Here is a 24,414-nt window from a genome sequence, read left to right as displayed (position 1 = left end):
CACGTGATCACGAACGTAGGCTCCCCTCACTGGAAGTCTTACGGTGGCCGATCGATGGGCCGGTCGCCGCACTACGGGTGTGACGGGAGGGGTGAGGGTGCCGACCTCGGTGCTCCTCGCCGTCCTCGCCGCTGCGGGCCTGCTCGCTCTCGCCCCGGCGCTGGTGCGCCGGTACGACGCCACCGAGCGGCTGGTGGCGGAGCGGGCGATCTCTACCGCGCGGGTGCTGTCGCGCCGGCGCCGCCGCCGCACGGTGCCCGGCCGCCGCCCGATCCGGCCGCCCCGGGCACTGTGCACCGCCCCCGTGTCCGCCCCGCCCTCCTCCGGCAAAGGCCCGTCCCGCACCCCGCTGCGGCTCGTCGGCCAGGGCGAGCGGGCCAAGGCCAAGCCCCGCCGACGGCACCGCCCCGCCGTGTACCGCCGCCGGCGGCTGCTCGCCGGGCTGGTGCTGCTGAACCTGGTGCAGCTGGCCGGCGTCGCGCTGGTCAGCCCCGGCTTCCTGATCAGCGTGTCGGTGACCGGCTCGATGCTGCTGCTGTACGTCGCCCACCTGCGTGGGCAGGCCCTGCGTACGGCGCGCCGCCGCCGGGCCGAGGAGCGGCAGGCGCAGTGGCTCGCCGAGCAGCAGGCGCAGGTGCGCCTCGCCCAGCGACGGCGCGCCGAGGCCCGCCGCGAGGCCGCCCGGCTGCTCCAGGAGGAGCTGCTGCGGGCCCAGGAGCAGCTGGCGGCCCTGCAGGCCCAGGCGGAGTCCCTGGCCGCCGAGGCGCCCCCGCCGCCGCGCGTGGCCACCATCTCCTACCGCGGCCGCCAGGGCGGCGTACGCGGCAAGCCGTACCACGCGGGCCCCGCCGCCTGAGGCCGTGCCGCGGGCCGGCGCCGCGGGCCGGTGCAGCGGCAAGATCGCTGTTTGCGGTCAGGATGTGGGGTCCGACCCGAGGTTCTGCCCTCAAACGGCGATCTTCAGCGGCGACGCCGCGCGCCGGACGGAGTGGGGACGCGGCAGGCGGGACGTGACGCGCGACGCACGGGGTATGGATTCGCGATCGTCCGGCGGACCTGCTAACCTTGGCCGGTCCGTGAAACGGACCAACTCGGGGACGTGGCGCAGCCCGGTAGCGCACCTCGTTCGCATCGAGGGGGTCAGGGGTTCGAATCCCCTCGTCTCCACCCGAGAAAGCCCAGCTCCTTCGAGCTGGGCTTTCGTCATTTCCGGGTGTGGTGGAGCCGGAAACGCCGAAGGCCCGCGGCGGCTCGCCACGGGCCTTCGGGAGGCGCTCCGCCGTCAGATCCAGCGGTTGCCCAGGAACATGCGGTGCTGCCAGTCCACGTACGGGATCGACTGGCCCGTGTAGATCGGGTAGAAGAACGCGAACATGATCACGACGAGCAGCACGTACGCGCCGAGTGCGATCGAACCGATGAGCTGCCTGTTCTCGTCCTGCGGCAGGCCCGGTGGAGAGGCGATGATCGCCCCGAAGACGAACACCACGGCCAGGATCAGGAACGGCTCGGCCGGCATGGCGTAGAAGTAGAACATCGTGCGGTTCGGGAAGAAGAACCACGGGATCAGCGCGGCGGCCGTCATCGCCAGGATCGCCCCGGCCCGCCAGTCGCGGCGCGCGATGCCGAACCACAGCGTCGCGCCCAGCGCGGGCAGGAAACTCCACCACAGCAGCGGCGTGCCCAGCAGCAGCACCTCGGCCGCGCACTGGTCCACCCCGCAGCCCGGGTCCCCGGACCAGTAGAAGGCCACCGGGCGGCCCAGCAGCAGCCACTGGATGGGCGCCCACGCCCCCTCGGACTGGTAGGTGTGCTCCGAGCTGAGGCCTTCGTGGAAGTTCAGCGCCTCCTGGTGGTAGTGCACCAGGCTGCTGAACCAGTTCGGCGACCAGGTCCGGTAGTAGCCCCCGTCGGTGAGGATCCAGCCGCTCCAGCTCGCCAGGTACACGCCCAGCACGACCGGGATGCAGGCGAGGATCCACAGGCCCTCGTCGAGGATGGTGTCGCGGATCGGGTGGCGCACCCCGGCACTGCGCCGGGCGCCCACCTCCCACCAGATCACCAGCAGCACGACCACCGGCAGGAACGCCAGCGCCGACCACTTCACGGCCAGGGCGCAGCCCAGCAGGGCCGCCGCCGCCAGCCGCCACCACGGCACCGCGAACGGCGGCCGGCTGTCCCGGCCCCGCCCGTGCGGGTCGCCGCCGCCCTCGACGAAGCGCAGCCAGCGCAGGCGGCGCTGATCACGGTCGAGGACCAGCGCGCCGAACGCGGCCAGCAGGAAGAACATCAGGAACAGGTCCAGCAGCGCGGTGCGCGACAGCACGAAGTGCATGCCGTCGAACGCCATCAGCAGGCCCGCCGCGCAGCCCAGCACCACCGAGCCGAACATGCGCATGGCGATGCGGGTGAACATCAGCACCGAGATGGTGCCGAACACCGCCGCCGACAGCCGCCAGCCCGCCTCGTTGTAGCCGAGGACCTGCTCACCCAGTCCGATGATCCACTTGCCGAGCGGCGGGTGCACGACGTAGCCGGCGGTGCCGTTCTTCTCGTCCCACTCGAACCCCTTCTCCCACAGCCAGTGGGCGTCGGTGGCGTAGTAGGTCTCGTCGAAGATCTTGCCGGGCGGCTTCGCCAGGTTGTAGAGGCGCAGCACGCCCGCGAGGAAGGTGACCGCCAGCGCGGCCAGCCACGCGTACGGGTTCAGCCGCTGCTCCAAGGGCAGCAGCCGACGCCGAACGACATTGAGCACGTGCGGCTCGGAAGTGGTGGGCGCCTGCGGGGGCGCCGTCGCCGTCTGGGTCACGCCAAGGATCGTAGGCTGAAAAACTCGGAATCCGTCGCCTCAGTTCGCGGTGATCGGCAAAAGAACGCATCGAAGGCAGGGACAGATGGCGGAACTCACCGGGCTGGTGCTGTGCGGCGCGCCGCTGGGCAACCCCGCGGACGCCTCGGCGCGGCTGCGCCAGGTGCTCACCGAGGTGGACCTGGTCGCGGCCGAGGACACCCGGCGGCTGCTCCGGCTGGCCCGCGACCTCGACATCGTGATCCCCGGCAAGATCGTCTCGTACTTCGAGGGCAACGAGGAGCGGCGTACCCCCGAACTGGTCGAGGCGATGCGCGACGGGCAGCGGGTGGCGCTGGTGACCGACGGCGGCATGCCGAGCGTCAGCGACCCCGGCTACCGGCTCGTCGCGGCGGCGCTCGCGGCCGGGCTGCCGGTCACCTGCGCCCCCGGCCCCAGCGCGGTCACCACGGCGCTGGCGCTGTCCGGGCTGCCCTGCGACCGGTTCTGCTTCGAGGGCTTCCTGCCGCGCAAGGGCGGCGAGCGGCGCGCCCGGCTGGCCGCGCTCGCGGCCGAGGAGCGCACCCTGGTCTTCTTCGAGTCCACCCACCGCGTCCAGGACACCCTCACCGACCTGGTGGCGGCCTTCGGCGGCGACCGGGCCGCCGCCCTGTGCCGCGAACTGACCAAGACCTACGAGGAGGTACGCCGCGCGCCGCTGGCCGCCCTCGCCGAGCTGGAAGAGTTTCGGGGCGAGATCACCCTGGTCGTCGCGGGCGCGGTGCCCGACACCACCCGCCCGACCGACGAGCAGCTCATCGCCGAGGTCGCCGCGCACGTGGCCGAGGGCATGTCCCGCCGCGACGCCGCCGCCGCCGTGGCCGCCGCCCACCGCCTCCCCAAACGCGACGTCTACGACCTATCCACCCGCCGCTGACCCCGCGCACCCGGAGGCGGCGGGGTCAGCGGCCGCGGGTCAGAAGGTGGCGGCGAGGAAGCCGATGGTGACGAGGAGGGGGCCGGCGAAGGCGAGGCCGACGGCGGCGAGCCGTTCGCGGGGCTCCGGCAGGCGCAGGGCGCCGGTGGCGAAGACGATGGCGACCGAGCAGAGCAGCACGATCGACAGCCCGACGATCCAGCGCAGGTGCAGGCCGCCGGTGCCGTTGGTGACGTACGCCCGGTGGCTGTTCGCCCCGACGATGCGCGCCGGGGCGCTCAGGCCCTCGGCCTGGCCGGGCGGGCCGAACACGTCGACCGGTACGGCGGTGAAGTCGCGCGCCGGGGTGGCGAACTCGCCCACGCAGCGCTGCAGCAGCCCGCTGCCCGCGCAGCCGGTGACGGTCAGGGTGCCGGTCTTGCCGTGACCCATCGCGAGCCACAGCGGCTCCGCGCTGACCCAGCTGAAGAACGCCGCGACCAGCGCGAACAGGATCAGCAGCGGCATCGCGACGACGGTGCGCCGGGGCGCGCGCGGCGGCCGCGCCCGCTTGCGTTTCGGGGCGTCCTCCGGCCGGGCGCGACGGCCGCCGCGCAGCCGAGGGTCGATCCAGCTCTCCCGGGGGACCTCCTGCACCGGCATGGTGAACGCCTCGGTGGGCGCGGAGTACCCGGCGGCCTGTGCCTGAACGGCTCCGGCCGACACCGGCCGGTGCGCCCCGGGCGGCGCGGGGATGGTGGGCACGGGAACGCCGGGCACGGCCTCGCCGACGGCGTCCGGCAGGTCGGCGTGCCAGTCGTCCTCGGCCAGGTCGATCGTCACGGCGTTCCGCGCGGTCCGCGCCGGCCGGCCGTGAGCCACGGTGTCGCCGCCCCGGCCGAACGCGGACGGGGGCGGGTCGTCGTCCAGGGCGTACTGGTCGAACGGCTCGTCGGGGTCGGGGCGGCGGGTGGGCTCGCCGAGCCAGGACGGGTTCGTGCGGCCGTGTTCGGGCAGGTCGAGGTCGAAGCGACCGGTCGGCTCGCCGAGCCAGGCGGGATGCTCGCGCTCCGCGGGCTCCGGGGCCGGCGCGGATTCCGTGGCGCGGGCGGGCTCGACAGCCTGGGCAGGCTCGACGGCCTGCGCGGGCGTCGCGGGTGGCGCGGGCTTCGCGTCGGCGGCCGGGGCGGGATCCGGCTCCGCGGGTGCGCTGTCCACGTGCTGCGGCGCTGCCTCGCAGCCCGGCTGTTCCGCGTCGGCCGCCTGCTGCACCGGGTCGGCCGGCTGCGGTGCCGGGTCGGGCGTGGCGGCCCGACGCGACGGGGGCGCTTCGTCGGGGCGGCGCCACGGGGCGTCCAGGTCGGTCGGCAGGGCCACCAGGCCGGGCGGGGGCGGCGCGATGAGCGTGCCGGACCGTACGGGCCGGGAGGGGTGGGGTTCGTCGCGGCCGGGGGCCGTGCCGGGCTCGACCCGCTGGGTGGGCTCTTCGTGCGCGAGGCTGTCCACGTTATCCCTCATACCTGGTCATTTCACTCCAGTCGGACACCCGACAAGCGGATTTGCCGCGCGTGTCGTACTAGGTGACAACCGGTGCATCGGCCAGCGGCGGCCTTCACTACGCTGGTTAGTCATGAGTCACGTTCTCGCCGCGGTCGCCTGGCCTTATGCCAACGGCCCGCGCCACATCGGTCATGTCTCCGGTTTCGGAGTGCCCTCCGACGTCTTCAGCCGGTACATGCGCATGGCGGGCCACGACGTGCTCATGGTGTCGGGCACCGACGAGCACGGCACGCCGATCCAGGTGCAGGCCGACGCCGAGGGCATCACGCCCCGCGAAGCGGTCGACAAGTACAACCGCATGATCGTCGAGGATCTGCACGGCCTGGGCCTGGCCTACGACCTGTTCACTCGGACCACCACCCGCAACCACTACGCCGTGGTGCAGGAGCTGTTCACCGCCCTGTTCGACAACGGGTACGTGATCGCGAAGACCACCCAGGCCGCGATCTCCCCGTCGACCGGCCGCGGCCTGCCCGACCGGTACATCGAGGGCACCTGCCCGATCTGCGGGTACACCAGCGCCCGCGGTGACCAGTGCGACAATTGCGGCAACCAGCTGGACCCGATCGACCTGATCAACCCCAAGTCGAAGATCAACGGCGAGACGCCGGAGTTCGTCGACTCGGAGCACTACTTCCTCGACCTGTCGGCGTTCGCCGAGGCGCTGGGCGCGTGGCTGGACACCCGGGAGGGCTGGCGGCCCAACGTGCTGCGCTTCTCCAAGAACCTGGTGGCCGACCTGCGCCCCCGCGCGATCACCCGCGACCTGGACTGGGGTGTGCCGATCCCGAAGGAGGGCTGGGACACCAAGCGCTTCTACGTCTGGTTCGACGCGGTCATCGGCTACCTGTCGGCCTCGATCGAGTGGGCCCGCCGCTCCGGCGACCCGGAGGCGTGGCGCAAGTGGTGGCAGTCCGAGGACGGCCGCTCGTACTACTTCATGGGCAAGGACAACATCGTCTTCCACTCGCTGATCTGGCCGGCGATCCTGCTCGGCTACGACGGCAAGGGCGACAAGGGCGGCAAGCCGGGCGAGCTCGGCGAGCTGGGCCTGCCCACCGAGGTGGTGTCCAGCGAGTACCTGACGATGGAGGGCCGCAAGTTCTCCTCCTCGCGCCGGGTCGTCATCTACGTGCGCGACTTCCTGGCCCGCTACGACGCCGACGCGCTGCGCTACTACATCGCGGTGGCCGGTCCGGAGACCACCGACACCGACTTCACCTGGGCGGAGTTCCTGCGCCGCAACAACGACGAGCTGGTCGCGGGCTGGGGCAACCTGGTCAACCGCACCATCTCGATGGCGGCGAAGAACTTCGGCGCGGTGCCGATGGCCAGCAACCTGACCGCCGAGGACACCGCGCTGCTGGAGACGGTGCGCGGCGGCTTCACGACGGTCGGCAACCTGCTGGAGAACCACAAGCAGAAGGCCGCGATCAACGAGGCGATGCGGATCGTCGGCGAGGCCAACAAGTACCTGTCGGACCAGTCGCCGTGGAAGATCAAGGCGGAGGAGGACCGGCCCCGGCTGGCCACCATCCTGCACACCGCACTGCAGGCGATCACGGACTGCAACACGCTGCTGACGCCGTTCCTGCCGCACGCCGCGCAGAAGATCCACACGCTGCTCGGCGGCGAGGGCGTGCACGCGCCGATGCCCGAGATCGTCGAGGTGTCCGATCTCGACGGCGGCCCCGGCTACCCGGTGCTCACCGGCGACTACACCGTCGGGGCGAAGTGGGAGCCGCGCGAGCTGCGCGCCGGCACGCCGCTGAGCGCACCGACGCCGGTGTTCAAGAAGCTGGACCCGTCCATCGTGGACGAGGAACTGGCCCGGCTCGAAGGCTAGAGCGGGTACGGGATGTTGACGTCCTGGGCGTCGGTGACCTCGGTCGCCGGCGCCCAGGCCTCGTAGATGCCCCGTTCGTAGCACTGCGCGCCCAGCGCGGCCACGTTCTGCGGGTCGGGGCGGCACAGGCGCAGCCGCACCCAGGTGCTGTCGGCCGCGAGCACGGTGCAGGGCGCGCCGCGCCAGTGCGCGTACCGGGTACGCCGCTGCAGCGACTCGACCGGGTAGCGGGCGGCCCGGCTCATCGCCAGGACCCGGAACTCCTCCGGCGGGTCGGCGACGGCCTCGTACTCCTCACCCCGGAACGTGCCGATCAGTCGGCTGAACACCGTCTCCGTACGCGGGATCGGCAGGTACTCCTGATCCGCGCTGATCTCGCGCAGCGGGTGCAGCAGCCGCCGCCACTGCGGGCCGACCAGGCGCAGCCAGCCCCGCTGCTCGGGCTGGAAGGTGTACAGCACGATCTCGGTGCCGTCGGGCACGTACGCGACCAGCGCCGCGTGCGCGGGCAGCGGCAGGTCGGCGAAGTCCGCCGTGACCCACTCGGGGATCAGCTCGCTGCTGCTCGGCGCGAACCCGGTGCCCAGCACCGCCGCGCCGACCCGGTCGTGCGGCGGCATGGCCACCAGCCCGGCCACCGCGTCCCCGATCGACGGCATGTAGTCACGCGGGTCGACGGCCCGCCAGCGCAGCACGTACGCGATCTCGTCCGCCGGGTCCTGGGCCCCCGTGCCGCCCGCGCCCAGGACGGCGAGTTCGGCGGGAGTGCGCAGGTGGGCGATGTCCCACTCGCGATAGCAGAATCCGTGCGGCAACCGGCCGCGCAGCAGGGCGGTGACGCCGGTGGGGTTCAGCGGCATGATCATCCGGGTGCCGCGGCGCACCGTCGCGCTGGCCCGCACGGTGCCGACCAGTTCGGCGGCCTGCCGGTCACGGGGTGGGCGCTGGCTCAGCCGGTGCACGTGCTCCCAGCTCACCGCGCGCGACAGCGGCGCGCACAGCGGCGACTCCGGGTGCGACGCGGCCAGCGCCTGCGCGCCCGCGGTGACCTCGGCGGCCGGCACGAACCGGTGGTACGCCCACCGGGCCGGGTTGTCCAGGCGCAGGAAGCCCGGCGCGGGCATCTCACTGAACAGCTCGTACGCGGCGCCGCCGGCGATCGCGTCCGCGGCGTAGGCGCGGCCGTCCACGAGGACCGTGCCGCGCTCGGTGTCATTGACGGTCGTCACGAACTCCGACGCTAATCTCCGTGCGTGCCGCCCAGGTGAACACGGCCTGAACAGAAGGCCGCGCGCAGGGTGATCGACCTCGCAGCGGGACGGTCCGCTCACCGACGGCAGCACCGGGTGGGATCATGGCCGGGTGACGAACGATCGCGCCGCGCGGGCCGCCGAACGCCGCTGGGAGTCCTTCCCGCCCGCCCCGGAGCCGCTGCCCCACCCGGTGCTGGACAGCCACACCCACCTCGACATCGTCGCCGAGGACGGCGGCGACCCGGCCACCCAGATCGACGCCGCCGCCAACGTCGGCGTGGACCGGCTGGTGCAGGTCGGTGTCGACGTGGCCTCGTCGCGCTGGGGCGCGGCCTGCGCCGCCGAGCACCCCGCCGTCGTCGCCACCGTGGCGCTGCACCCGAACGAGGCTCCCCGCCTGTCCGATCTGGACGCGGCGCTCGCCGAGATCGCGGCGCTCGCCGAGGACCCGCGGGTGCGCGGCATCGGCGAGACGGGCCTGGACTTCTTCCGTACCAAGGAAGAAGGGTTGAAGCCGCAGGAGCGCAGCTTCCGCGCGCACATCGCGCTGGCCAAACGCGTCGGCAAGCCGCTGGTGATCCACGACCGCGACGCCCACGCCGACATCCTGCGGGTGCTCGACGACGAGGGCGCCCCCGAGACGGTGGTGATGCACTGCTTCTCCGGCGACGAGGCGTTCGCCGCCGAGTGCGTGCGGCGCGGCTTCGTGCTGTCCTTCGCCGGCACGGTCACCTTCAAGAACGCCCCGCAGTTGCGGGCCGCCGCCGCACTGACCCCGCCCGGCCAGATCCTGGTCGAGACCGACGCGCCCTACCTGACGCCGATGCCGCACAGGGGCAGGCCCAACGCCTCCTACCTGATCCCGCTGACCGTGCGGGCCCTCGCCGAGGCCAAGGGCATGCCGCTGGCCGAGATGTGCGAGGCGATCTCGGACAACGGGAACCGGATCTTCGGGCCCTGGTGAGTGTCGCCAGGCATGTCCAACCCGCGCGGACCGCCCGATAGCCTGATGGTGTGACCGTTGAACAGGCAAGACTGCTCGGCCCGGCGGAGATCCGGGAGCTGGCCGCGCGGCTCGGCGTCGCGCCGACCAAGAAGCTCGGGCAGAACTTCCTGCACGACCCCAACACCATCCGGCGCATCGTGGCCGCCGCCGAACTCGACCCGGCCGACGTCGCCGTCGAGGTCGGGCCCGGCCTGGGCTCGCTGACCCTGGGCCTGCTGAGCGCCGCCGCGCACGTGCACGCGGTCGAGATCGACCCGCCGCTGGCCGCCGCGCTCGGCGCGACCGCCGCCGAACGCGCCCCCGGGCTCGCCGACCGGCTCACCATCCACAATGGCGACGCCATGCGGGTCACCGCCGCCGAGTTCGACCCGCCGCCCACGGCGCTGGTGGCGAACCTGCCGTACAACGTCGCCGTGCCCGTGGTGCTGCACCTGCTCGCCGAGCTGCCGAGCATCCGGCACGGGCTGGTCATGGTGCAGAAGGAGGTCGCCGACCGGCTCACCGCCCAGCCCGGCAACAAGATCTACGGTATCCCGTCGGTGAAGCTCGCCTGGTACGCCTCCTCCCGGCAGGCCGGGAAGGTGCCGCCCGCGGTGTTCTGGCCGGTGCCCAACGTGGACTCGGGCCTGGTCTCGTTCACCCGCCGCGAACCGCCCCGCGACGACGTCAGCCGCGACGCGGTGTTCGCGGTCGTCGATGCGGCGTTCGCGCAGCGCCGCAAGACGTTGCGGGCCGCGCTGGCCGGTTGGGCCGGGGGTGCCCCGGCCGCGGAGGCGCTGCTGCGCCAGGCGGGCATCGACCCGTCCACCCGCGGCGAGCAGCTCGACGTGCACGCGTTCGCCGCCCTGGCCGCCGTGAAGGGCTGACCGGAGCGGGGCGTGGGAGCGGGGTGCCGCCCCGCCGGGTGATCCGGGCGGGGCCAGTACGCTGGTCGGCGTGACAGAGGCATGGACGCTCGGCGACGACGACGATGACCTGGCGGGAGCCTCGTCAGGACCGGTCCGGGTGAGAGTGCCCGCGAAGATCAACCTGCACCTCGGGGTCGGGCCGCTGCGCTCCGACGGCTACCACGAGCTGCACACCGTCTACCACGCCATCTCGGTGTACGACGAGGTCACCGCGCGGTCCGGGGACACCCTCAGCCTCACCATGCAGGGCGAGGGCGTCGGCGAGCTGGAACTCGACGACAGCAACCTGGTCATCCGCGCCGCGCACGCGCTCGCCGCGGCCGCCAAGGTGCCCGCGCACGCCCGCCTGCACCTGCGCAAGACCATCCCGCTCGCGGGCGGCCTGGCCGGCGGCTCCGCCGACGCCGCCGCGACCCTGGTCGCGCTCGACGTGCTGTGGGGCACCGGCCTGGGCCGCGACGAACTGGCCCGGATCGCCGCGACGCTCGGCTCCGACGTGCCGTTCCTGCTGTACGGCGGCACCGCGCTGGGCACCGGCCACGGCGAGGCGGTCAGCCCCGTGCTGGCCCGCGCCAACAAGTGGCACTGGGTGGTGGCGTTCGCCGACGGCGGCCTGTCCACCCCGCAGGTCTACGGCGAACTGGACCGGATGCGCGCCGCCGGCACCGCGCCCGCCCCATTGGGCAGCAGCGACGACCTGCTCAGCGCACTGCGCCAGCGCGACCCGGCCGTGCTCGGCGCGGCGCTCGGCAACGACCTGCAGGCGGCGGCGCTGTCGCTGCGGCCCTCGCTGGCCGACACGCTCGACGTCGGGGACAAGGCGGGCGCGCTCGCCAGTCTCGTCTCCGGCAGCGGCCCGACCTGCGTCTTCCTGGCCCGTGACGAACCTCATGGGGCAGACCTCGCCCAGGCGCTGCGCGAGTCGGGCCTGTGCCGCGGCGTGCAGCAGGCGTACGGAGCCGTGCACGGCGCCCGGATAGGCTGATCGGATCATGGCCAACATCATCAATCTCGACCGGGTGAGCAAGGGTTACGGCCCGACCGGCCCGCTGCTCACCGACGTCTCCCTAGGGTTGGACGACGCGGACCGGATCGGCGTGGTCGGCCTCAACGGCGCGGGCAAGTCGACCCTGCTGCGGATGCTGACCAAGACCGAGGACCCCGACTCGGGGCGCGTCACCCACCGCCGCGACCTGCGCGTGTCCGCCCTGCCGCAGGCGCTCGACCTGGCCCCCGACCTGACCGTGCGCGACGTGGTGCTCGGCGACGCCTGGCTGCCCGCCGCGTTCCAGGCCGAGCACGAATGGGCCGGCGACGCGGGCGTCCGCAACATCCTCGACGGCCTCGGCATGCCCGGCCTCGGGCTGGACCAGCCCGTCGGGCCGATGTCCGGCGGCGAACGGCGGCGCATCGCGCTGGCCGCCCTGCTGGTGCGCCCGACCGACCTGCTGATCCTCGACGAGCCCACCAACCACCTCGACATCGCGGGCGTCAACTGGCTGGCCCGCTACCTCAACGAGAGCCTGCGCGGCGCGCTGGTCGTGGTCACCCACGACCGGTGGTTCCTCGACGCGGTCTGCAACCGCATCTGGGAGGTCGCCGACCAGCAGGTGCGGGCGTACGACGGCGGCTTCGCCGCGTGGATCCTGGCCCGCGCCGAGCGGGAGCGGGTCGCCGCGGTGACCGAGTCCCGCCGCCAGAACCTGCTCCGCAAGGAGATCGCCTGGCTGCGCCGCGGCCCGCCGGCCCGCACCTCCAAGCCGAAGTTCCGCATCGACGCCGCGAACGCGCTCATCGCCGACGTGCCCGAGGCCCGCGACCAGGTCACCCTGGCCAAACTGGCCACCGCCCGGCTCGGCCGCCAGGTGTACGACCTGGAGAACGTCACCCTGTACGCCGGGCCGAAACTGATCCTCGACGACGTGACCTGGCACGTCGGCCCCGGCGACCGGATCGCGCTGCTCGGCGCGAACGGCGCGGGCAAGTCGACGCTGCTGCGGCTGCTGGCCAGGGTCACCGACGCGGCCGGGTTCCGCGCGGGTCAGACCGTGCGCCCCGCGTTCCTGTCCCAGGAGCTCGCGGAGCTGCCCGGTGAGCTGCGGCTGCTGGAAGCCGTCGAGCAGGTCGCCCGGCGGGTCAAGCTCGGCGACCGGGAACTGTCCGCGTCGCAGTTGGCCGAGATCTTCGGCTTCACCGACCGCCGGGTGTGGACCCCGGTGGCCGACCTGTCCGGCGGCGAACGCCGGCGGCTGCAACTGCTGCGCCTGCTCGCCGGCGAGCCGAACGTGCTGATCCTCGACGAACCCACCAACGACCTCGACACCGACACCCTGGCCTCGCTGGAGGACCTGCTCGACACCTGGCCCGGCACGATGATCGTGGCCAGCCACGACCGCTACCTGGTCGAGCGCGTCTGCGACAAGGTGTACGGCCTGCTCGGCGACGGGAAGATCCGGCACCTGCCCGGCGGTGTCGACGAGTACCTGCAGCGCGTCGACCACGAGGCGGCGCAGGCGGGCGGCGGCACCGCGCCGGTCAAGGAACAGAAGGCGGAGCGCACCGGCGGGCCGAGCGCGGCCGAGGTGCGCGCGGCGAAGAAGGAAGTCTCGCGCGTCGAGCGGCAGATCGACAAACTCGACCAGCGCGTGGAGAAGCTGCACGCGCAGATGGCCGAGCACGCCACCGACTTCGCGAAGATCGCCGAACTGGACGCGAGCCTCAAGGCGCTGCAGGACGAGCGCGGGCTGCTGGAAGACGAGTGGCTCAACCTCGCGGAGCTGATCTCCGAGTAGCTGGCGGGAAACGGGTCAGGGGAGGCCTGATAGCCTCACGCCGCCCCTGACCCCTCGTTTCCGCCGGAGCTGCGACATGGCTTCCCACATGCCCGTCAACCACTCCCTGCGCCCGCTGTACCGCGCGCTGGCCCTGTTCGCCGGGCTGTTCGTGCTGGCGTTCGGGCTGCTCGGCTACCTCGACAGCCAGGGTGAGCCGCTGTTCTACCAGGGCGAGTCCAGCGCCCTCGGGCTGAAGACGAACCCCGCCTTCTCGTACGCGAGCATCGCCGCCGGCGCCGCCGTGCTGCTCGCCACGCTGGTCGGCCGCAACCTGGACCGCTTCGTCGACATGTGGGTCGGCGTCGGCTTCATGCTCGCGGGCACCGCGATGCTGGCCCTGATGCACACCGACTCGAACGTGCTCAACTTCGAGATGGCGACCTGCATCGTCTCGTACCTCATCGGCTCGGTCCTGTTCACTGCCGGCATGTACGTCAAGGTCGGCCCCGCCGCGAAGGCCGCCGCCGAGGAGAAGCACCGCCTCAGCCAGGCCTGATTGCTGCGAATCGGTCCCGCCGGGACACTCCCGGCGGGACACTGGGGTCATGCATATCCCGGTCAATCACCGACTAAGGCCCCAGTGGCGCTTCCTGGCGGGACTGTCGGGTGCGTATCTGCTGACCTTCGGCATCGTCGGCGCCATCCGCACCGCCGGTGAACCGTTCTTCAGCCGCGAGGACACCGAGGCGCTCGGCCTGAAGACCAACCCCGCGTTCGCCTGGCTGTCGATCATCGTCGGCGCGATCGTGCTCGTCGGCGCGATCATCGGCCGCAACATCGACCACTTCATCAACATCTGGGGCGGCGCGGTCTTCCTGCTGGCAGGGCTCATCATGCTCACCGTCATGCAGACGCCGCTGAACAAGCTCAACTACGAGATCTCCACCTGCGTGGTCTCGTTCATCATCGGCACGATCATGCTGATCGCCGGGCTGTACGGCAAGGTCGGCACCCCGGCCGAGTCCATCGCCGAAGAGGTGCTGCGCCACAGCACCCGCCCCGGCGACAAGTTCGCCGTCAAACCGCACGCCAACAAGTAAGGGTTACTTGTTGCCCTTGCGGGTCAGCAGGACGGGCTTGGCCTCCAGCTGCGCCAGCCCGTTCCAGCACAGGTTCACCAGGTGCGCGGCCACCGTCTCCTTGCGCGGCTTGCGCACCTCCAGCCACCAGCGGCCGGTCAGCGCCACCATGCCCACCAGCGCCTGCGAGTACAGCTCTGCGAGCTTCGGGTCGTACCCACGCGCCTTGAACTCGGCGCCGAGGATGTGCTCGACCTGGTGCGCGACATCGTTGAGCACCGACGAGAAGTTGCCCGAAGAGGACATCACCGGCGACTCGCGCACCAGCACGCGGAAGCCGTTGGTCTCCTCCTCGATGTAGTCCAGCAGCGCCAGCGCCGCCTGCTCCAGCAGCTCGCGGGGGTGGCCCGCAGTCAGCGCCGAGGTGACCCGGGTCAGCAGGGAGGTGACCTCGCGGTCCACCACCACGGCGTACAGGCCTTCCTTGCCGCCGAAGTGCTCGTACACCACAGGTTTGGAGACCTTGGCGCGGGAGGCGATCTCCTCGATCGAGGTCGCGTCGAAACCGCGCTCGGCGAACAGCTGCCGGCCGACGGCGATCAGCTGCTCGCGGCGCTGGGAGAAACTCATCCGCACCCGTGAGCCGGTCTTCGGGGCGGCAGCCTGCCGGGCCGGCCGGGCGTCACGGGAGTCGTCTGCCACGCCCCCATCCTGCCAGGAGGACGGGGGCGGTGTGGGAGTGCCGGTCGTGTCGACAGTCACCGGGCGAGCTTGAGCTCGGCGTCGCGGTCGATCATCTTCGCCTGGAGCCGGTCGGCCTTGGGCCACTTGACGTTCGTCGCCCAGCCGAACTTCTCGAAGAACCAGATCACCCGGGCCGAGATGTCGATCTGGCCGCGCATCACACCGTGCCGGGCACAGGTCGGGTCCGAGTGGTGCAGGTTGTGCCAGCTCTCGCCGAACGACATGATCGCCAGCGGCCAGAAGTTCGACGCCTTGTCACCCTCGCGCATCTCGAACGGGCGCTCGCCGTACACGTGGCAGACCGAGTTGATGGCCCAGGTGACGTGGTGCAGCAGGCCGATGCGGATCAGGCCGGCCCAGAAGAACGCGGTCAGCGCGCCCTGCCACGACATGGTCACCAGGCCGCCGACGACGGCCGGTGCGAACGCGGTGGTCAGCGACAGCAGGCCGAACATCTTGTCGACCTTGGCGATGTCCTTGTCGGCCAGCAGGTCCGGCGCGAAACGCTTGCGGTTGGACAGCTCGCGGGCGAACAGCCAGCCCACGTGGGCGTGGAACATGCCCTTGGTCAGGCCCTTGAACGAGTTGCCGAAGCGCCACGGCGAGTGCGGGTCGTCCTCGAGGTCGGAGTACTGGTGGTGGCGGCGGTGGTCGGCGACCCACTGGGTCGGCGAGCCCTGCACGGCCATCGCGCCGGCGACCGCCAGCGTCACGCGCAGCCAGCGCGTCGCCTTGAACGAGCTGTGCGTCAGGTAGCGGTGGTAGCCGACCGTGATACCGAGGCCCGTCACCACGTACATCACCGCGAAGATCACCACGTCGGTGACGTTCAGCCAGCCGCCCCAGGCGACCGGGACCACAGCGAACAGCGCCAGGAACGGCAGGACCACGAAGGCCCAGAGCCCGATCAAGGTGCCCCTGGACTGGGCTCCCTCGGTCAGCGGCTTCTGCCCGCGTGCAGTCGCCGCGGTGCCGGTAGGCGTGTCGATGGCTGTCGTGGTCATGGCACCTCGCTGGAGCTGGTGGAAGGCATATTTTGTGCTACCTACGACACCGTAACCTACGGGACCGTAGTTTGACAGATCCCGTCCCTGTGAATTTCCCGCACAAAGGGTCGTACGCCCGTTCTAACGTCATCGGGTGGCCAAGCCGGAACTTCGTGAACAGGCCGTGGTGCTGCGCCAGGCAGGGTGCTCGGTGCCGGACATCGCGTCAAGGCTGGGCGTCGCTCGGTCCACCGCCTTCCAGTGGGTTCGTCACATCCCGCTCGACTCGGATGTCGCGGCAGCCGAGCGCCGCCGTGCCCACTCGCGTGCCATGACCGACGCGCGCTGGGGAAGGCACCGGGTGCAGACCGCGCAGCGCAGGCAGGATGCGCAGGGCGTCGGGCAGGCGGTCGTCGAGAAGCTGACCGAGCGGGATCTCGCACTGCTGGGCGCGGTGATCTTCTGGTGCGAGGGGACCAAGGAGAAGCCCTGGCGGGCCAACGACGGCCGCGTGACGATCACCAACACGGATCCCCGCCTGCTGCGGATCTTCATCCGGTTCCTGGAGTCGGTCGGCGTCAGCCGCAGCGAACTCAGCTACCGCGTGAGCATCCACGAGACGGCCGATCCGGACGAGGCGGCGCGCTGGTGGGCCGCTCAGCTCGACGTGCCGCTGGAGTGTTTTCGCAGAGCGACCCTGAAGCGGCACCGTCCCACCAGCACACGACACAACCAGGGAGAGGGATACCACGGCTGCCTCGTGGTGACCGCACGGCGCAGGCGGGAACTCTATTGGCGGATCGAGGGGATCATCGACGAACTCGATCGCCGCACCGGTGCAGCGTCCGCGGACGAACCACGATAAGCTTTGGCGCCGGATGGGGCGTGGAGTAATGGCAGCTCACCAGACTTTGAATCTGGAAGGTCCTGGTTCGAATCCAGGCGCCCCAGCTAGCAAGCCAAGTAAGGAGATGGGCAGCTCGTGACTCGTACGGTGATCGTCCTCGCAGCGGGCGAGGGTAAGCGGATGAAGTCGGATCTGCCGAAGATGCTGCATCCATTGCTCGGCCGCTCCCTGGTCGGCCACGTGCTGGCGGCCGCCGCGCCGCTCGCGGCGGAGCGCACCCTGGCCGTGGTCGGCAACCGCGCCGACCAGGTCACCGCACACCTCGCCGAGATCGCGCCGGACGTGGCGACCGCGCTGCAGGCCCAGCAGAACGGCACGGGCCACGCGGTGCGCATCGCGATCGAGGCGCTCGGCGAGCTGGACGGCACGGTCGTCGTGCTCAACGGCGACGTGCCGCTGCTGCGGGCGCAGACGCTGCGGGACCTGGTCGAGGCGCACGAGTCGGCGGGCGCGGCGGCGACCGTGCTGGGCGCGTCGGTGCCGGACCCGACCGGTCTGGGCCGGCTGGTCCGCGACGCCGACGGCGGACTGTCCCGCATCGTCGAGGAGCGTGACGCGACGCCGGAGCAGCGGGCGATCCGCGAGATCAACGCGGGCATCTACGCCTTCGACGCGGCCGCGCTGCGGACCGCGCTGGCGAAGCTGACCACCGACAACGACCAGGGCGAGGAGTACCTCACCGACGTCTTCGAGCTGTTCGTCACGGAGGGCTCGCCGGTGCGCGTGCACCTGGCCGGTGACGCGACCGAGACGCTGGGCTGCAACGACCGGGCCGAGCTGGCCTCGCTGCGGGCACTGCTGCGCGACCGGATCAACCTCGGCCTGATGCGCGACGGGGTGACCATCGTCGACCCGGCCACGACCTGGGTCGACGCCACGGTGACCGTGGAGCGCGACGCGCTGCTGGAGCCGAACGTGCAGCTGCGCGGCGCGACCAGCGTCGGCACGGGCGCGGTGGTCGGCCCGGACGTGACGCTGATCGACACGATCGTGGGCGAGCAGGCCCAGGTGGTGCGGGCGCACGCGGTGCAGGCCGAGATCGGCCCGAACGTGTCCGTGGGCCCGTACGCGTACCTGCGTCCGGGGGCGCGGATCGGGCGCAAGGGCAAGGTCGGCACGTTCGTCGAGATCAAGAACGCGTCGCTGGGCGAGGGCACCAAGGTCCCGCACCTGACGTACGTGGGTGACGCGACGATCGGCGAGCAGACCAACATCGGCGCGGGCAACCTGTTCGCGAACTACAGCGGCAGCACCAAGAGCCACACCGTGATCGGCTCGCACGTGAAGACGAGCTGTGACACGACGTTCGTGGCGCCGGTGCAGGTCGGCGACGGCGCGTACACGGCGGCCGGTTCGGTGATCGACAAGGACGTGCCGCCGGGGGCGCTGGCCGTGGCGCGGGCGCACCAGCGCAACATCGAGGGCTGGGTGCGCCGGTCCCGTCCGGGCAGCGCGGCGGCGGAGGCGGCCGAGCGGGCCGAGTCGGCGCGGCAGAACGCCCCCGAAGAGGGCTGACCCGCACGAGTGTGAGAAAAGGCGCGGCCCTCGGGGGTCGCGCCTTCTTCGTCTGCGGAGTGGGCCGGTCAGCGGCGGCCGGGCTGCTCGTCCTCGTCCTCGAGCCAGCCGCGTTTGGCGGCCTCGGCCCCGAGGGAGAACTGGTTCTTCGCACCGGTGGTCTGCTTGAGGCTGGCGATGTGGTCGTGCACGGCACGCTCGCTGAGGAAGACCAGTTTGGTGATGGTCTGCACGGTGAAGCCCGCGGCGAGCAGCAGGAGGATCCGGCGCTGAACGAGCGTCGGTTCTCCGGACCGGTCCCTGGCCATCGAGCGCAGCCTTTCTGTACGGGCACTTGTGCTTAACGAAGGTAGCGCCCGCCGTCGGGGGCGGGCAAGGCACCCCGGTGTCACCTGCGTGAACTCCGAGGCAAGCGGTCTGTCCGTGATCTGTCGCACCCGGGAACGGGCTTGCTGGCCGGTTGGCGAACCGCCGGGAGAGGATGAACCGAAAAGGTGATACTGACCGCAGACCATCGTGAAGGGGCGGCAAGCCGATGGGCAGCATCGTCACTGAGAACCGCAAGAACCTGATGCTTTTCTCGGGCCGGGCCTACCCCGAGCTCGCGAAGGAGATCGGCGAGGTGCTGGGCGTGGGGGTGACCCCGACGACGGCATACGACTTCGCCAGCGGTGAGACGTTTGTCCGTTACAAGGAGTCCGTCCGTGGTTCGGACGCCTTCATCGTGCAGTCCATGACCCAGCCGGTGAACAACTGGATCATGGAAACCCTGCTGATGATCGACGCGGCGAAGCGTGGTTCGGCCAAGCGCATCACCGTGGTGCTGCCGTTCTATCCGTACGCCCGCCAGGACAAGAAGCACCGCGGCCGGGAGCCGATCTCCGCCCGCCTCATCGCGGACCTGCTCAAGACGGCCGGCGCGAACCGCATCCTGACGGTCGACCTGCACACCGCCCAGATCCAGGGCTTCTTCGACGGCCCGGTGGACCACCTGTTCGCGATGGACGTGCTGGCCGACTACGTGCAGGCCAACTACGGCCACCGCGAGCTGACCGTGGTGTCGCCGGACTCGGGCCGGGTGCGCGTCGGCGAGCGCTGGACCGACCGCCTCGGCGGCTGTCCGCTGGCGTTCATCCACAAGACCCGCGACCCGCTCAAGCCGAACCAGGTGGTGGCGAACCGGGTCATCGGCGAGGTCGCCGGGCGCACCTGCATCCTGGTCGACGACATGATCGACACTGCGGGCACGATCTGCAAGGCCGCGGACATCCTGTTCGACAACGGCGCCGCGGACGTCATCGTGACCACCACGCACGCCGTGCACTCCGACCCGGCCACCGAGCGCTTGAAGAACAGCCGGATCAGCGAGGTCATCGTGACCAACACGCTGCCGCTGGGTTCGGACAAGCAGTTCGACAAGCTGACCGTGCTGTCCATCGCGCCGCTGCTGGCCCGCGCGATCCGCGAGGTCTTCGACGACGGCTCGGTCACGACCCTCTTCGGCGGCCTCAGCTGACCCGCCCTCCGGCTTGATCTCTCGACTTGCCTGGCAGATGTGCGTATCGCACCGCAAGATACGCCCGTTTGCCAGGCAAGTCCGACGATCACGGTCAGGCCTGCGCAGGCCGGGTGACATGGGTCGCCCCGCCGGGGATCACCGAAAGTGATCGGGTACAGTAATCGGGTTGCCACGGCGAGGGTGCCCTGCGGGTCGAAAAGCCTGTTGATGGCGCCGTGATCGACGCGGTGCTCCGGGTCATGGTTACCCCGCGCGCCCTCGTTCGCTCGGCCTGACAGAGACCCGTTGAGCAGGAGAAGAATCGTGTCTGAAGTAAAGATCAGCGCCGAGCCGCGTACCGAGTTCGGCAAGGGCGGCGCGCGCCGCACCCGCCGCGCGGGCCTCGTGCCCGCCGTCATCTACGGTCACGGTGAGGCCCCGCGCCACATCGCCGTCCCGGCCCGTGAGTTCGCCGCCGCGATCCGCCACGGTGGCATCAACACCGTCTTCGAGCTGGTCGGCCCCGACGGCACCAAGACCCTGGCCCTGCCGAAGGCCATCCAGCGCGACCCGCTGAAGGACACCTTCGAGCACATCGACCTGATCATCGTCAAGCGCGGCGAGCAGGTCACCGTCGACGTTCCGGTGCACCTGGTCGGCGAGGCCGCCAAGGGCACGCTGGTCATGCACGAGCACGACAAGATCTCGATCATCGCCGAGGCGCTGCACCTGCCGGAGTTCGTCGAGGCCTCGATCGAGGGCCTGGAGGCCGGCTCGCACGTCACCGCCGGTGACATCAAGCTGCCGAAGGGCGCGCAGCTGGCCGTCGAGGCCGACACCATGGTCGCCGTGGTGACGCAGGCCCCGACCGCCGAGCAGCTCGAGGGCGAGACCGCCGAGGCTCCGGAGGCCGCCGAGGCCGAGGCCGCCGAGGCTGCCGAGACCGTGGCCGCCGAGGCCTGATCCACGTTCGCCCGTGGCGTCCTTCATGCTGTAGAAGCGTGAAGGACGCCACGAGTGTATTCAGGGGAGTGTTGATGGAGCAGGCCGCACCGTGGCTGATCGTGGGCCTGGGCAATCCGGGGCCGCAGTATGCCGGCAACCGGCACAACGTCGGGTTCTTCATCGCCGACCTGCTGGCCGATCGCACCGGCGTGAAGTTCGGCCGGCACCGCAAGGCCGTCGCCGACGTGGCCGAGGCGCGGCTGGGCTACGGCGTGGACGCGCCGCGGCTGGTGCTGGTGAAGCCGTTGACCTACATGAACCTGTCCGGCGGGCCCGCCGCGGCGCTGAGCCAGTTCTACAAGGTGCCGGTCGAGCAGATCATCGCGGTGCACGACGAGCTGGACATCCCGTACGGGCAGTTGCGGTTGAAGGTGGGCGGCGGCGAGGGCGGCCACAACGGGCTGCGTTCGATGAGCAAGTCGCTGGCCACCAAGGAGTACCTGCGGGTGCGGTTCGGGGTGGGCCGGCCGCCCGGCCGCCAGGACCCGGCGGACTTCGTGCTGTCCGACTTCTCCACCGTGGAGCGCAAGGAGCTGGACTTCCTGGTGGACCGGGCGGCGGACGCGGTCGAAGCGATCGTCAAGGGCGGCCTGGCCGCCGCTCAGCAGACGTACCACACCGCCTGATCCCGGACAGTTTTCCGCCGTCACATTTGCCCCTTTCTCGCGTTGTAACCGTCAGGCGCATCTGCCACAGACCAGTTTCCGCAGGTCATTCGCAGGTGCCGCCGGGTCGTGACGGGGGGCATTCATGGAGCAGCGCCGAGACGACGATCGGCGCGGCCCGCGGCCCTACCCGCAGCGCCACCGGCACATCGACGCGTCCGGGGCGCTGTCCTATACCGCCACGCCGACCCCGGCGGGTCCGGCGCCGTTCAGCCCCGCGCCGGTGGGCCTGGTCGCGGTACGCCCGCAGACGCCCCAGCACCGGCCCCCGGCGGGACGCCGGCCGCTGCACCGGGGCAGCACCCACATCGGCACGCCGGTGCGCGTGCTCGACCGCCGCAAGGGCTGGGAGCAGCGCTACCTGCGTACGCTGCTCGGCTCCGATCTGCTCGTCGGCGCGGCCGCGGGCGTGCTCGTCTACATGCTGCGCTTCGGCACCTCGATCACGCCGTACACCAGCACCTACGTCCTGCTGTCGCTGGCGCTGCCGTTCGCGCTCGTCGCGTCGCTGGCGCTGACCAGGGCCTACGACAAGCGTTACCTGTACGTCGGCACGCAGGAGTACGACCGGGTCATGCGCGGCGGGCTGTGGCTGATCGCGACCGCGGCCGTCGGCTCGTACGCCCTCGAACTGCCCACCGCCCGCTCGTACGTGCTGATCGCGCTGCCCGCCGCCACCGGCACGCTGGTGCTGACCCGGTTCCTGATCCGCAAGTCGCTGCACCGGCGGCGTGAGCGCGGCGACTGCCTGCGCCGGGTCGTCGTGGTCGGGCACGAACTGGCCATCATCGGCCTGACCCGGCAACTGTGCCGCGAGCGTTTCCACGGGCTGGAGGTCGTCGGGGCGTGCGTGCCGCGCGGCAGCGACGGCCGCGTCGGCCTGCCCGTGTACGGCACGTTCGAGGACGTCGCGCCGGCCGTGCGGGCCGCGGGCGCGGACACCGTGATCGTGCTCAGCTGCCCAGAGCTCGACGGGCACGCGCTGCGCCGGATGGCCTGGCAGCTGGAGCGCGACGAGACCGACCTGATCGTGGCCAGCTCCCTGATCGACGTCGCCGGCGGGCGCACGACCATTCGCCCGGTCGACGGGCTGCCGATGTTGCACGTGGAACATCCGCGGCTGTCCGGCGGCAGCCGGGTGATGAAGGAGCTGATGGACCGGGTCGGCGCGGCGCTGCTGCTGGTGCTGTCCGCGCCGCTGCTCGTGGTGATCGCGATGGCGCTGCGCATCGACTCGCCCGGACCGGCCCTGTTCAAGCAGGTACGGGTCGGCAGGGACGGCCGCGAGTTCGTCATCTACAAGTTCCGTACCATGTACACCGACGCCGAGGCACGGCTTGCCGAGCTGAAGCATCTCAACGAGCACGACGGAGTGCTGTTCAAGATCCGGGACGATCCGCGGGTGACCGCGATGGGCCGCTGGATGCGCCGCTACTCGCTGGACGAGCTGCCGCAGTTGCTGAACGTGCTGCTGGGGCAGATGTCGCTGGTGGGGCCGCGGCCGCCACTGCCCCGCGAGGTTGCCGAATACGCCGCCGACGTGTGGCGCAGGCTGGCGGTGAAGCCCGGCATGACAGGACTCTGGCAGGTCTCCGGGCGATCCGACCTGCCGTGGGAGGAGGCGGTCCGTTTGGACCTCCGCTATGTCGAGAACTGGTCAATGTCCATGGACCTGCTCATACTCCTGCGTACGCTGACCGCCGTTGCCCGTAGCTCTGGAGCGTACTGATGCCCCCGGTGGAAGACGGCGCCTTCGCCGTATGGCTGGCCCGACAGGCCGGCGACCTGCTGCTCGCCCTGCGCGACGAACTTGGTTTCGACGACCCGGCCGGCCTGCGCGCCGCCGGTGACAAGCGCTCGCACGACCTGCTCATGACCGAGCTGGGCCGCTGGCGGCCCGCCGACGCGGTGCTGAGCGAGGAGGGCGTCGACGACCCCGCCCGGCTCACCGCCAACCGGCTGTGGATCATCGACCCGCTGGACGGCACCCGCGAGTTCGGCGAGCAGGGCCGCGCCGACTGGGCCGTGCACGTGGCGCTGTGGCGGCGTACCGGCGAGAGCACCGGCGTGCTCGCCGCGGGGGCCGTCGGCCTGCCCGCGCAGCAGCGGGTGCTCGGCAGCGAGCCGGCCGCACCGTACCCGCCGCTGTCCCCCGAGGTCGCCGCCGGCGGCCCGATCCGCATCGCGACCAGCCGCACCCGCCCGCCGTACTTCCTGGCCGCCGTCGCCGAGCAGGTCGGCGCCCAGCTGGTGCCGATGGGCTCGGCCGGCGCGAAGATCGCCGCCGTGGTCACCGGTGAGGTCGACGCCTACATCCACGGCGGGGGCCAGTACGAGTGGGACTCGGCCGCTCCGGTCGCCGTCGCTGCTGCGGCGGGACTGCACACCTCGCGCATCGACGGCTCGCCGCTGATCTACAACCAGTCGGACGCGAGCCTGCCCGATCTCCTCGTCTGCCGCCGCGATCTGGCCGCTGACCTGCTGTCGGCCGTGTCACAGCATTCTTGATCGGTAAGCGCGACCGCGTGTAGGGTTAATTCCCGAGTAATTCACTAGGAAAGGTCTGGATATGATCCAGCCTGCGTCTGAGCAGCCGGCTGCGTACCGGGTCTCCCACCTCGACGCTCTCGAAGCAGAGAGCGTCTTCGTGATGCGGGAGGTGGTGGCGGAGTTCGAGCGTCCGGTGCTGCTGTTCTCGGGTGGCAAGGATTCGATCGTGATGCTGCGCCTGGCGCAGAAGGCGTTCGCCCCGGGCCGGATTCCTTTCCCGGTGATGCACGTGGACACGGGGCACAACTTCCCCGAGGTCCTCGAATACCGGGACCGGCGGGTGGACGAGCTCGGCCTGCAGCTGATCGTGGCGTCGGTGCCGGAGGCGATCGCGCGTGGTCTGGTGACCGAGCCTGCTGGTGGTTCGCGGAACCGGATCCAGACGCCGGTGCTGTTGGACGCGGTGGACAAGTA

At 71.3% G+C, this 24,414-nt stretch carries 23 protein-coding genes and 2 tRNA genes; 19 read left to right on the top strand and 6 right to left on the bottom strand.

Annotation, left to right across the window (positions count from 1 at the left end; all coding sequences use genetic code 11):
- Positions 1 to 91 precede the first annotated feature (91 nt).
- Complete coding sequence (locus AB0B35_RS10825) at positions 92 to 856, top strand: hypothetical protein (protein ID WP_361043883.1); 765 nt, start codon at positions 92 to 94, stop codon at positions 854 to 856.
- Between the two features lie 237 nt (positions 857 to 1,093).
- Positions 1,094 to 1,167, top strand: a tRNA-Ala gene (locus tag AB0B35_RS10820).
- Positions 1,168 to 1,282: 115 nt separating this feature from the next.
- Here AB0B35_RS10820 and AB0B35_RS10815 read toward each other — a convergent pair.
- Positions 1,283 to 2,809 carry a phospholipid carrier-dependent glycosyltransferase gene (locus tag AB0B35_RS10815; RefSeq protein ID WP_361043438.1) on the bottom strand — a complete coding sequence of 509 codons (1,527 nt, stop codon included), beginning with the start codon at positions 2,807 to 2,809 and terminating at the stop codon, positions 1,283 to 1,285.
- Positions 2,810 to 2,894: 85 nt separating this feature from the next.
- Between AB0B35_RS10815 and rsmI the strand changes: the two genes are divergently transcribed.
- The gene (gene rsmI, locus AB0B35_RS10810) at positions 2,895 to 3,725 is read left to right on the top strand and encodes a 16S rRNA (cytidine(1402)-2'-O)-methyltransferase (RefSeq protein WP_361043436.1); all 831 of its coding nucleotides are present in this window, start codon (positions 2,895 to 2,897) and stop codon (positions 3,723 to 3,725) included.
- A 39-nt stretch (positions 3,726 to 3,764) separates the two neighbouring features.
- Here rsmI and AB0B35_RS10805 read toward each other — a convergent pair whose 3' ends face one another.
- A complete protein-coding gene (locus tag AB0B35_RS10805) occupies positions 3,765 to 5,222 on the bottom strand; it encodes a hypothetical protein (RefSeq protein WP_361043434.1) in 1,458 nt (485 codons plus the stop codon).
- 112 nt (positions 5,223 to 5,334) lie between these two features.
- Between AB0B35_RS10805 and metG the strand changes: the two genes are divergently transcribed.
- Complete coding sequence (gene metG, locus AB0B35_RS10800) at positions 5,335 to 7,110, top strand: methionine--tRNA ligase (RefSeq protein ID WP_361043432.1); 1,776 nt, start codon at positions 5,335 to 5,337, stop codon at positions 7,108 to 7,110.
- Here metG and AB0B35_RS10795 read toward each other — a convergent pair.
- Complete coding sequence (locus AB0B35_RS10795; RefSeq protein ID WP_361043429.1) at positions 7,107 to 8,339, bottom strand: hypothetical protein; 1,233 nt, start codon at positions 8,337 to 8,339, stop codon at positions 7,107 to 7,109. The genes metG and AB0B35_RS10795 overlap by 4 nt on opposite strands.
- Positions 8,340 to 8,472: 133 nt before the next feature.
- On the opposite strand from AB0B35_RS10795, the gene AB0B35_RS10790 reads away from it, so the two are divergent.
- The 6 genes from AB0B35_RS10790 (at position 8,473) to AB0B35_RS10765 (ending at position 14,151) form a co-directional block, all read left to right on the top strand.
- A complete protein-coding gene (locus tag AB0B35_RS10790; protein ID WP_361043426.1) occupies positions 8,473 to 9,327 on the top strand; it encodes a TatD family hydrolase in 855 nt (284 codons plus the stop codon).
- 50 nt (positions 9,328 to 9,377) lie between these two features.
- Entirely contained in the window at positions 9,378 to 10,235 is an 858-nt protein-coding gene (gene rsmA / locus AB0B35_RS10785; RefSeq protein ID WP_361043424.1) for a 16S rRNA (adenine(1518)-N(6)/adenine(1519)-N(6))-dimethyltransferase RsmA, read from the top strand.
- Positions 10,236 to 10,305: 70 nt separating this feature from the next.
- Complete coding sequence (locus AB0B35_RS10780; RefSeq protein WP_361043422.1) at positions 10,306 to 11,262, top strand: 4-(cytidine 5'-diphospho)-2-C-methyl-D-erythritol kinase; 957 nt, start codon at positions 10,306 to 10,308, stop codon at positions 11,260 to 11,262.
- 7 nt (positions 11,263 to 11,269) lie between these two features.
- Positions 11,270 to 13,069, top strand: a complete 1,800-nt coding sequence (locus tag AB0B35_RS10775) for an ABC-F family ATP-binding cassette domain-containing protein (RefSeq protein ID WP_361043419.1) — start codon at positions 11,270 to 11,272, stop codon at positions 13,067 to 13,069.
- 76 nt (positions 13,070 to 13,145) lie between these two features.
- Positions 13,146 to 13,607, top strand: coding sequence for a DUF4383 domain-containing protein (locus tag AB0B35_RS10770; RefSeq protein WP_361043417.1), 462 nt, complete (start codon positions 13,146 to 13,148; stop codon positions 13,605 to 13,607).
- A 49-nt stretch (positions 13,608 to 13,656) separates the two neighbouring features.
- Positions 13,657 to 14,151 carry a DUF4383 domain-containing protein gene (locus AB0B35_RS10765; protein ID WP_360537026.1) on the top strand — a complete coding sequence of 165 codons (495 nt, stop codon included), beginning with the start codon at positions 13,657 to 13,659 and terminating at the stop codon, positions 14,149 to 14,151.
- 3 nt (positions 14,152 to 14,154) lie between these two features.
- Here the strand turns inward: AB0B35_RS10765 and AB0B35_RS10760 are convergent, their stop codons facing one another.
- Positions 14,155 to 14,760, bottom strand: a complete 606-nt coding sequence (locus tag AB0B35_RS10760; RefSeq protein ID WP_360537056.1) for a TetR/AcrR family transcriptional regulator — start codon at positions 14,758 to 14,760, stop codon at positions 14,155 to 14,157.
- A 128-nt stretch (positions 14,761 to 14,888) separates the two neighbouring features.
- Positions 14,889 to 15,878, bottom strand: coding sequence for an acyl-CoA desaturase (locus tag AB0B35_RS10755; RefSeq protein WP_361043415.1), 990 nt, complete (start codon positions 15,876 to 15,878; stop codon positions 14,889 to 14,891).
- Positions 15,879 to 16,014: 136 nt separating this feature from the next.
- On the opposite strand from AB0B35_RS10755, the gene AB0B35_RS10750 reads away from it, so the two are divergent.
- The 3 genes from AB0B35_RS10750 to glmU all read left to right on the top strand — a co-directional run bounded on the left by AB0B35_RS10750 (position 16,015) and on the right by glmU (position 18,282).
- Entirely contained in the window at positions 16,015 to 16,725 is a 711-nt protein-coding gene (locus AB0B35_RS10750) for a helix-turn-helix domain-containing protein (RefSeq protein ID WP_361043413.1), read from the top strand.
- Between the two features lie 14 nt (positions 16,726 to 16,739).
- Positions 16,740 to 16,811: transfer RNA gene (locus AB0B35_RS10745), tRNA-Gln, on the top strand.
- Between the two features lie 31 nt (positions 16,812 to 16,842).
- Entirely contained in the window at positions 16,843 to 18,282 is a 1,440-nt protein-coding gene (gene glmU / locus AB0B35_RS10740; protein WP_361043412.1) for a bifunctional UDP-N-acetylglucosamine diphosphorylase/glucosamine-1-phosphate N-acetyltransferase GlmU, read from the top strand.
- Between the two features lie 68 nt (positions 18,283 to 18,350).
- Here the strand turns inward: glmU and AB0B35_RS10735 are convergent, their stop codons facing one another.
- The gene (locus AB0B35_RS10735; RefSeq protein ID WP_203698612.1) at positions 18,351 to 18,590 is read right to left on the bottom strand and encodes a response regulator transcription factor; all 240 of its coding nucleotides are present in this window, start codon (positions 18,588 to 18,590) and stop codon (positions 18,351 to 18,353) included.
- Between the two features lie 227 nt (positions 18,591 to 18,817).
- On the opposite strand from AB0B35_RS10735, the gene AB0B35_RS10730 reads away from it, so the two are divergent.
- The 6 genes from AB0B35_RS10730 to AB0B35_RS10705 form a co-directional block, all read left to right on the top strand.
- Positions 18,818 to 19,798 (top strand): ribose-phosphate diphosphokinase, encoded by a 981-nt coding sequence (locus AB0B35_RS10730; RefSeq protein WP_361043409.1) that lies wholly within the window; start codon positions 18,818 to 18,820, stop codon positions 19,796 to 19,798.
- Positions 19,799 to 20,104: 306 nt separating this feature from the next.
- Positions 20,105 to 20,743, top strand: a complete 639-nt coding sequence (locus tag AB0B35_RS10725; protein ID WP_361043407.1) for a 50S ribosomal protein L25/general stress protein Ctc — start codon at positions 20,105 to 20,107, stop codon at positions 20,741 to 20,743.
- Positions 20,744 to 20,814: 71 nt separating this feature from the next.
- Entirely contained in the window at positions 20,815 to 21,411 is a 597-nt protein-coding gene (gene pth / locus AB0B35_RS10720) for an aminoacyl-tRNA hydrolase (protein ID WP_361043880.1), read from the top strand.
- Between the two features lie 124 nt (positions 21,412 to 21,535).
- Entirely contained in the window at positions 21,536 to 23,179 is a 1,644-nt protein-coding gene (locus tag AB0B35_RS10715) for a sugar transferase (protein WP_361043405.1), read from the top strand.
- Entirely contained in the window at positions 23,179 to 23,958 is a 780-nt protein-coding gene (locus AB0B35_RS10710; protein WP_361043403.1) for a 3'(2'),5'-bisphosphate nucleotidase CysQ, read from the top strand. The genes AB0B35_RS10715 and AB0B35_RS10710 overlap by 1 nt, the downstream gene beginning before the upstream one ends.
- A 61-nt stretch (positions 23,959 to 24,019) precedes the next feature.
- On the top strand, positions 24,020 to 24,414 hold a 395-nt coding region (locus AB0B35_RS10705; protein ID WP_361043400.1), incomplete at its 3' end, for a phosphoadenosine phosphosulfate reductase family protein.

Origin of the sequence: Catellatospora sp. NPDC049133 (assembly GCF_040648455.1) — a bacterium.
GTDB lineage: Bacteria > Actinomycetota > Actinomycetes > Mycobacteriales > Micromonosporaceae > Catellatospora > Catellatospora aurea.
Note: the sequence above shows the minus strand (reverse complement) of the source record. Positions and strands in the feature narration are given on the sequence as shown.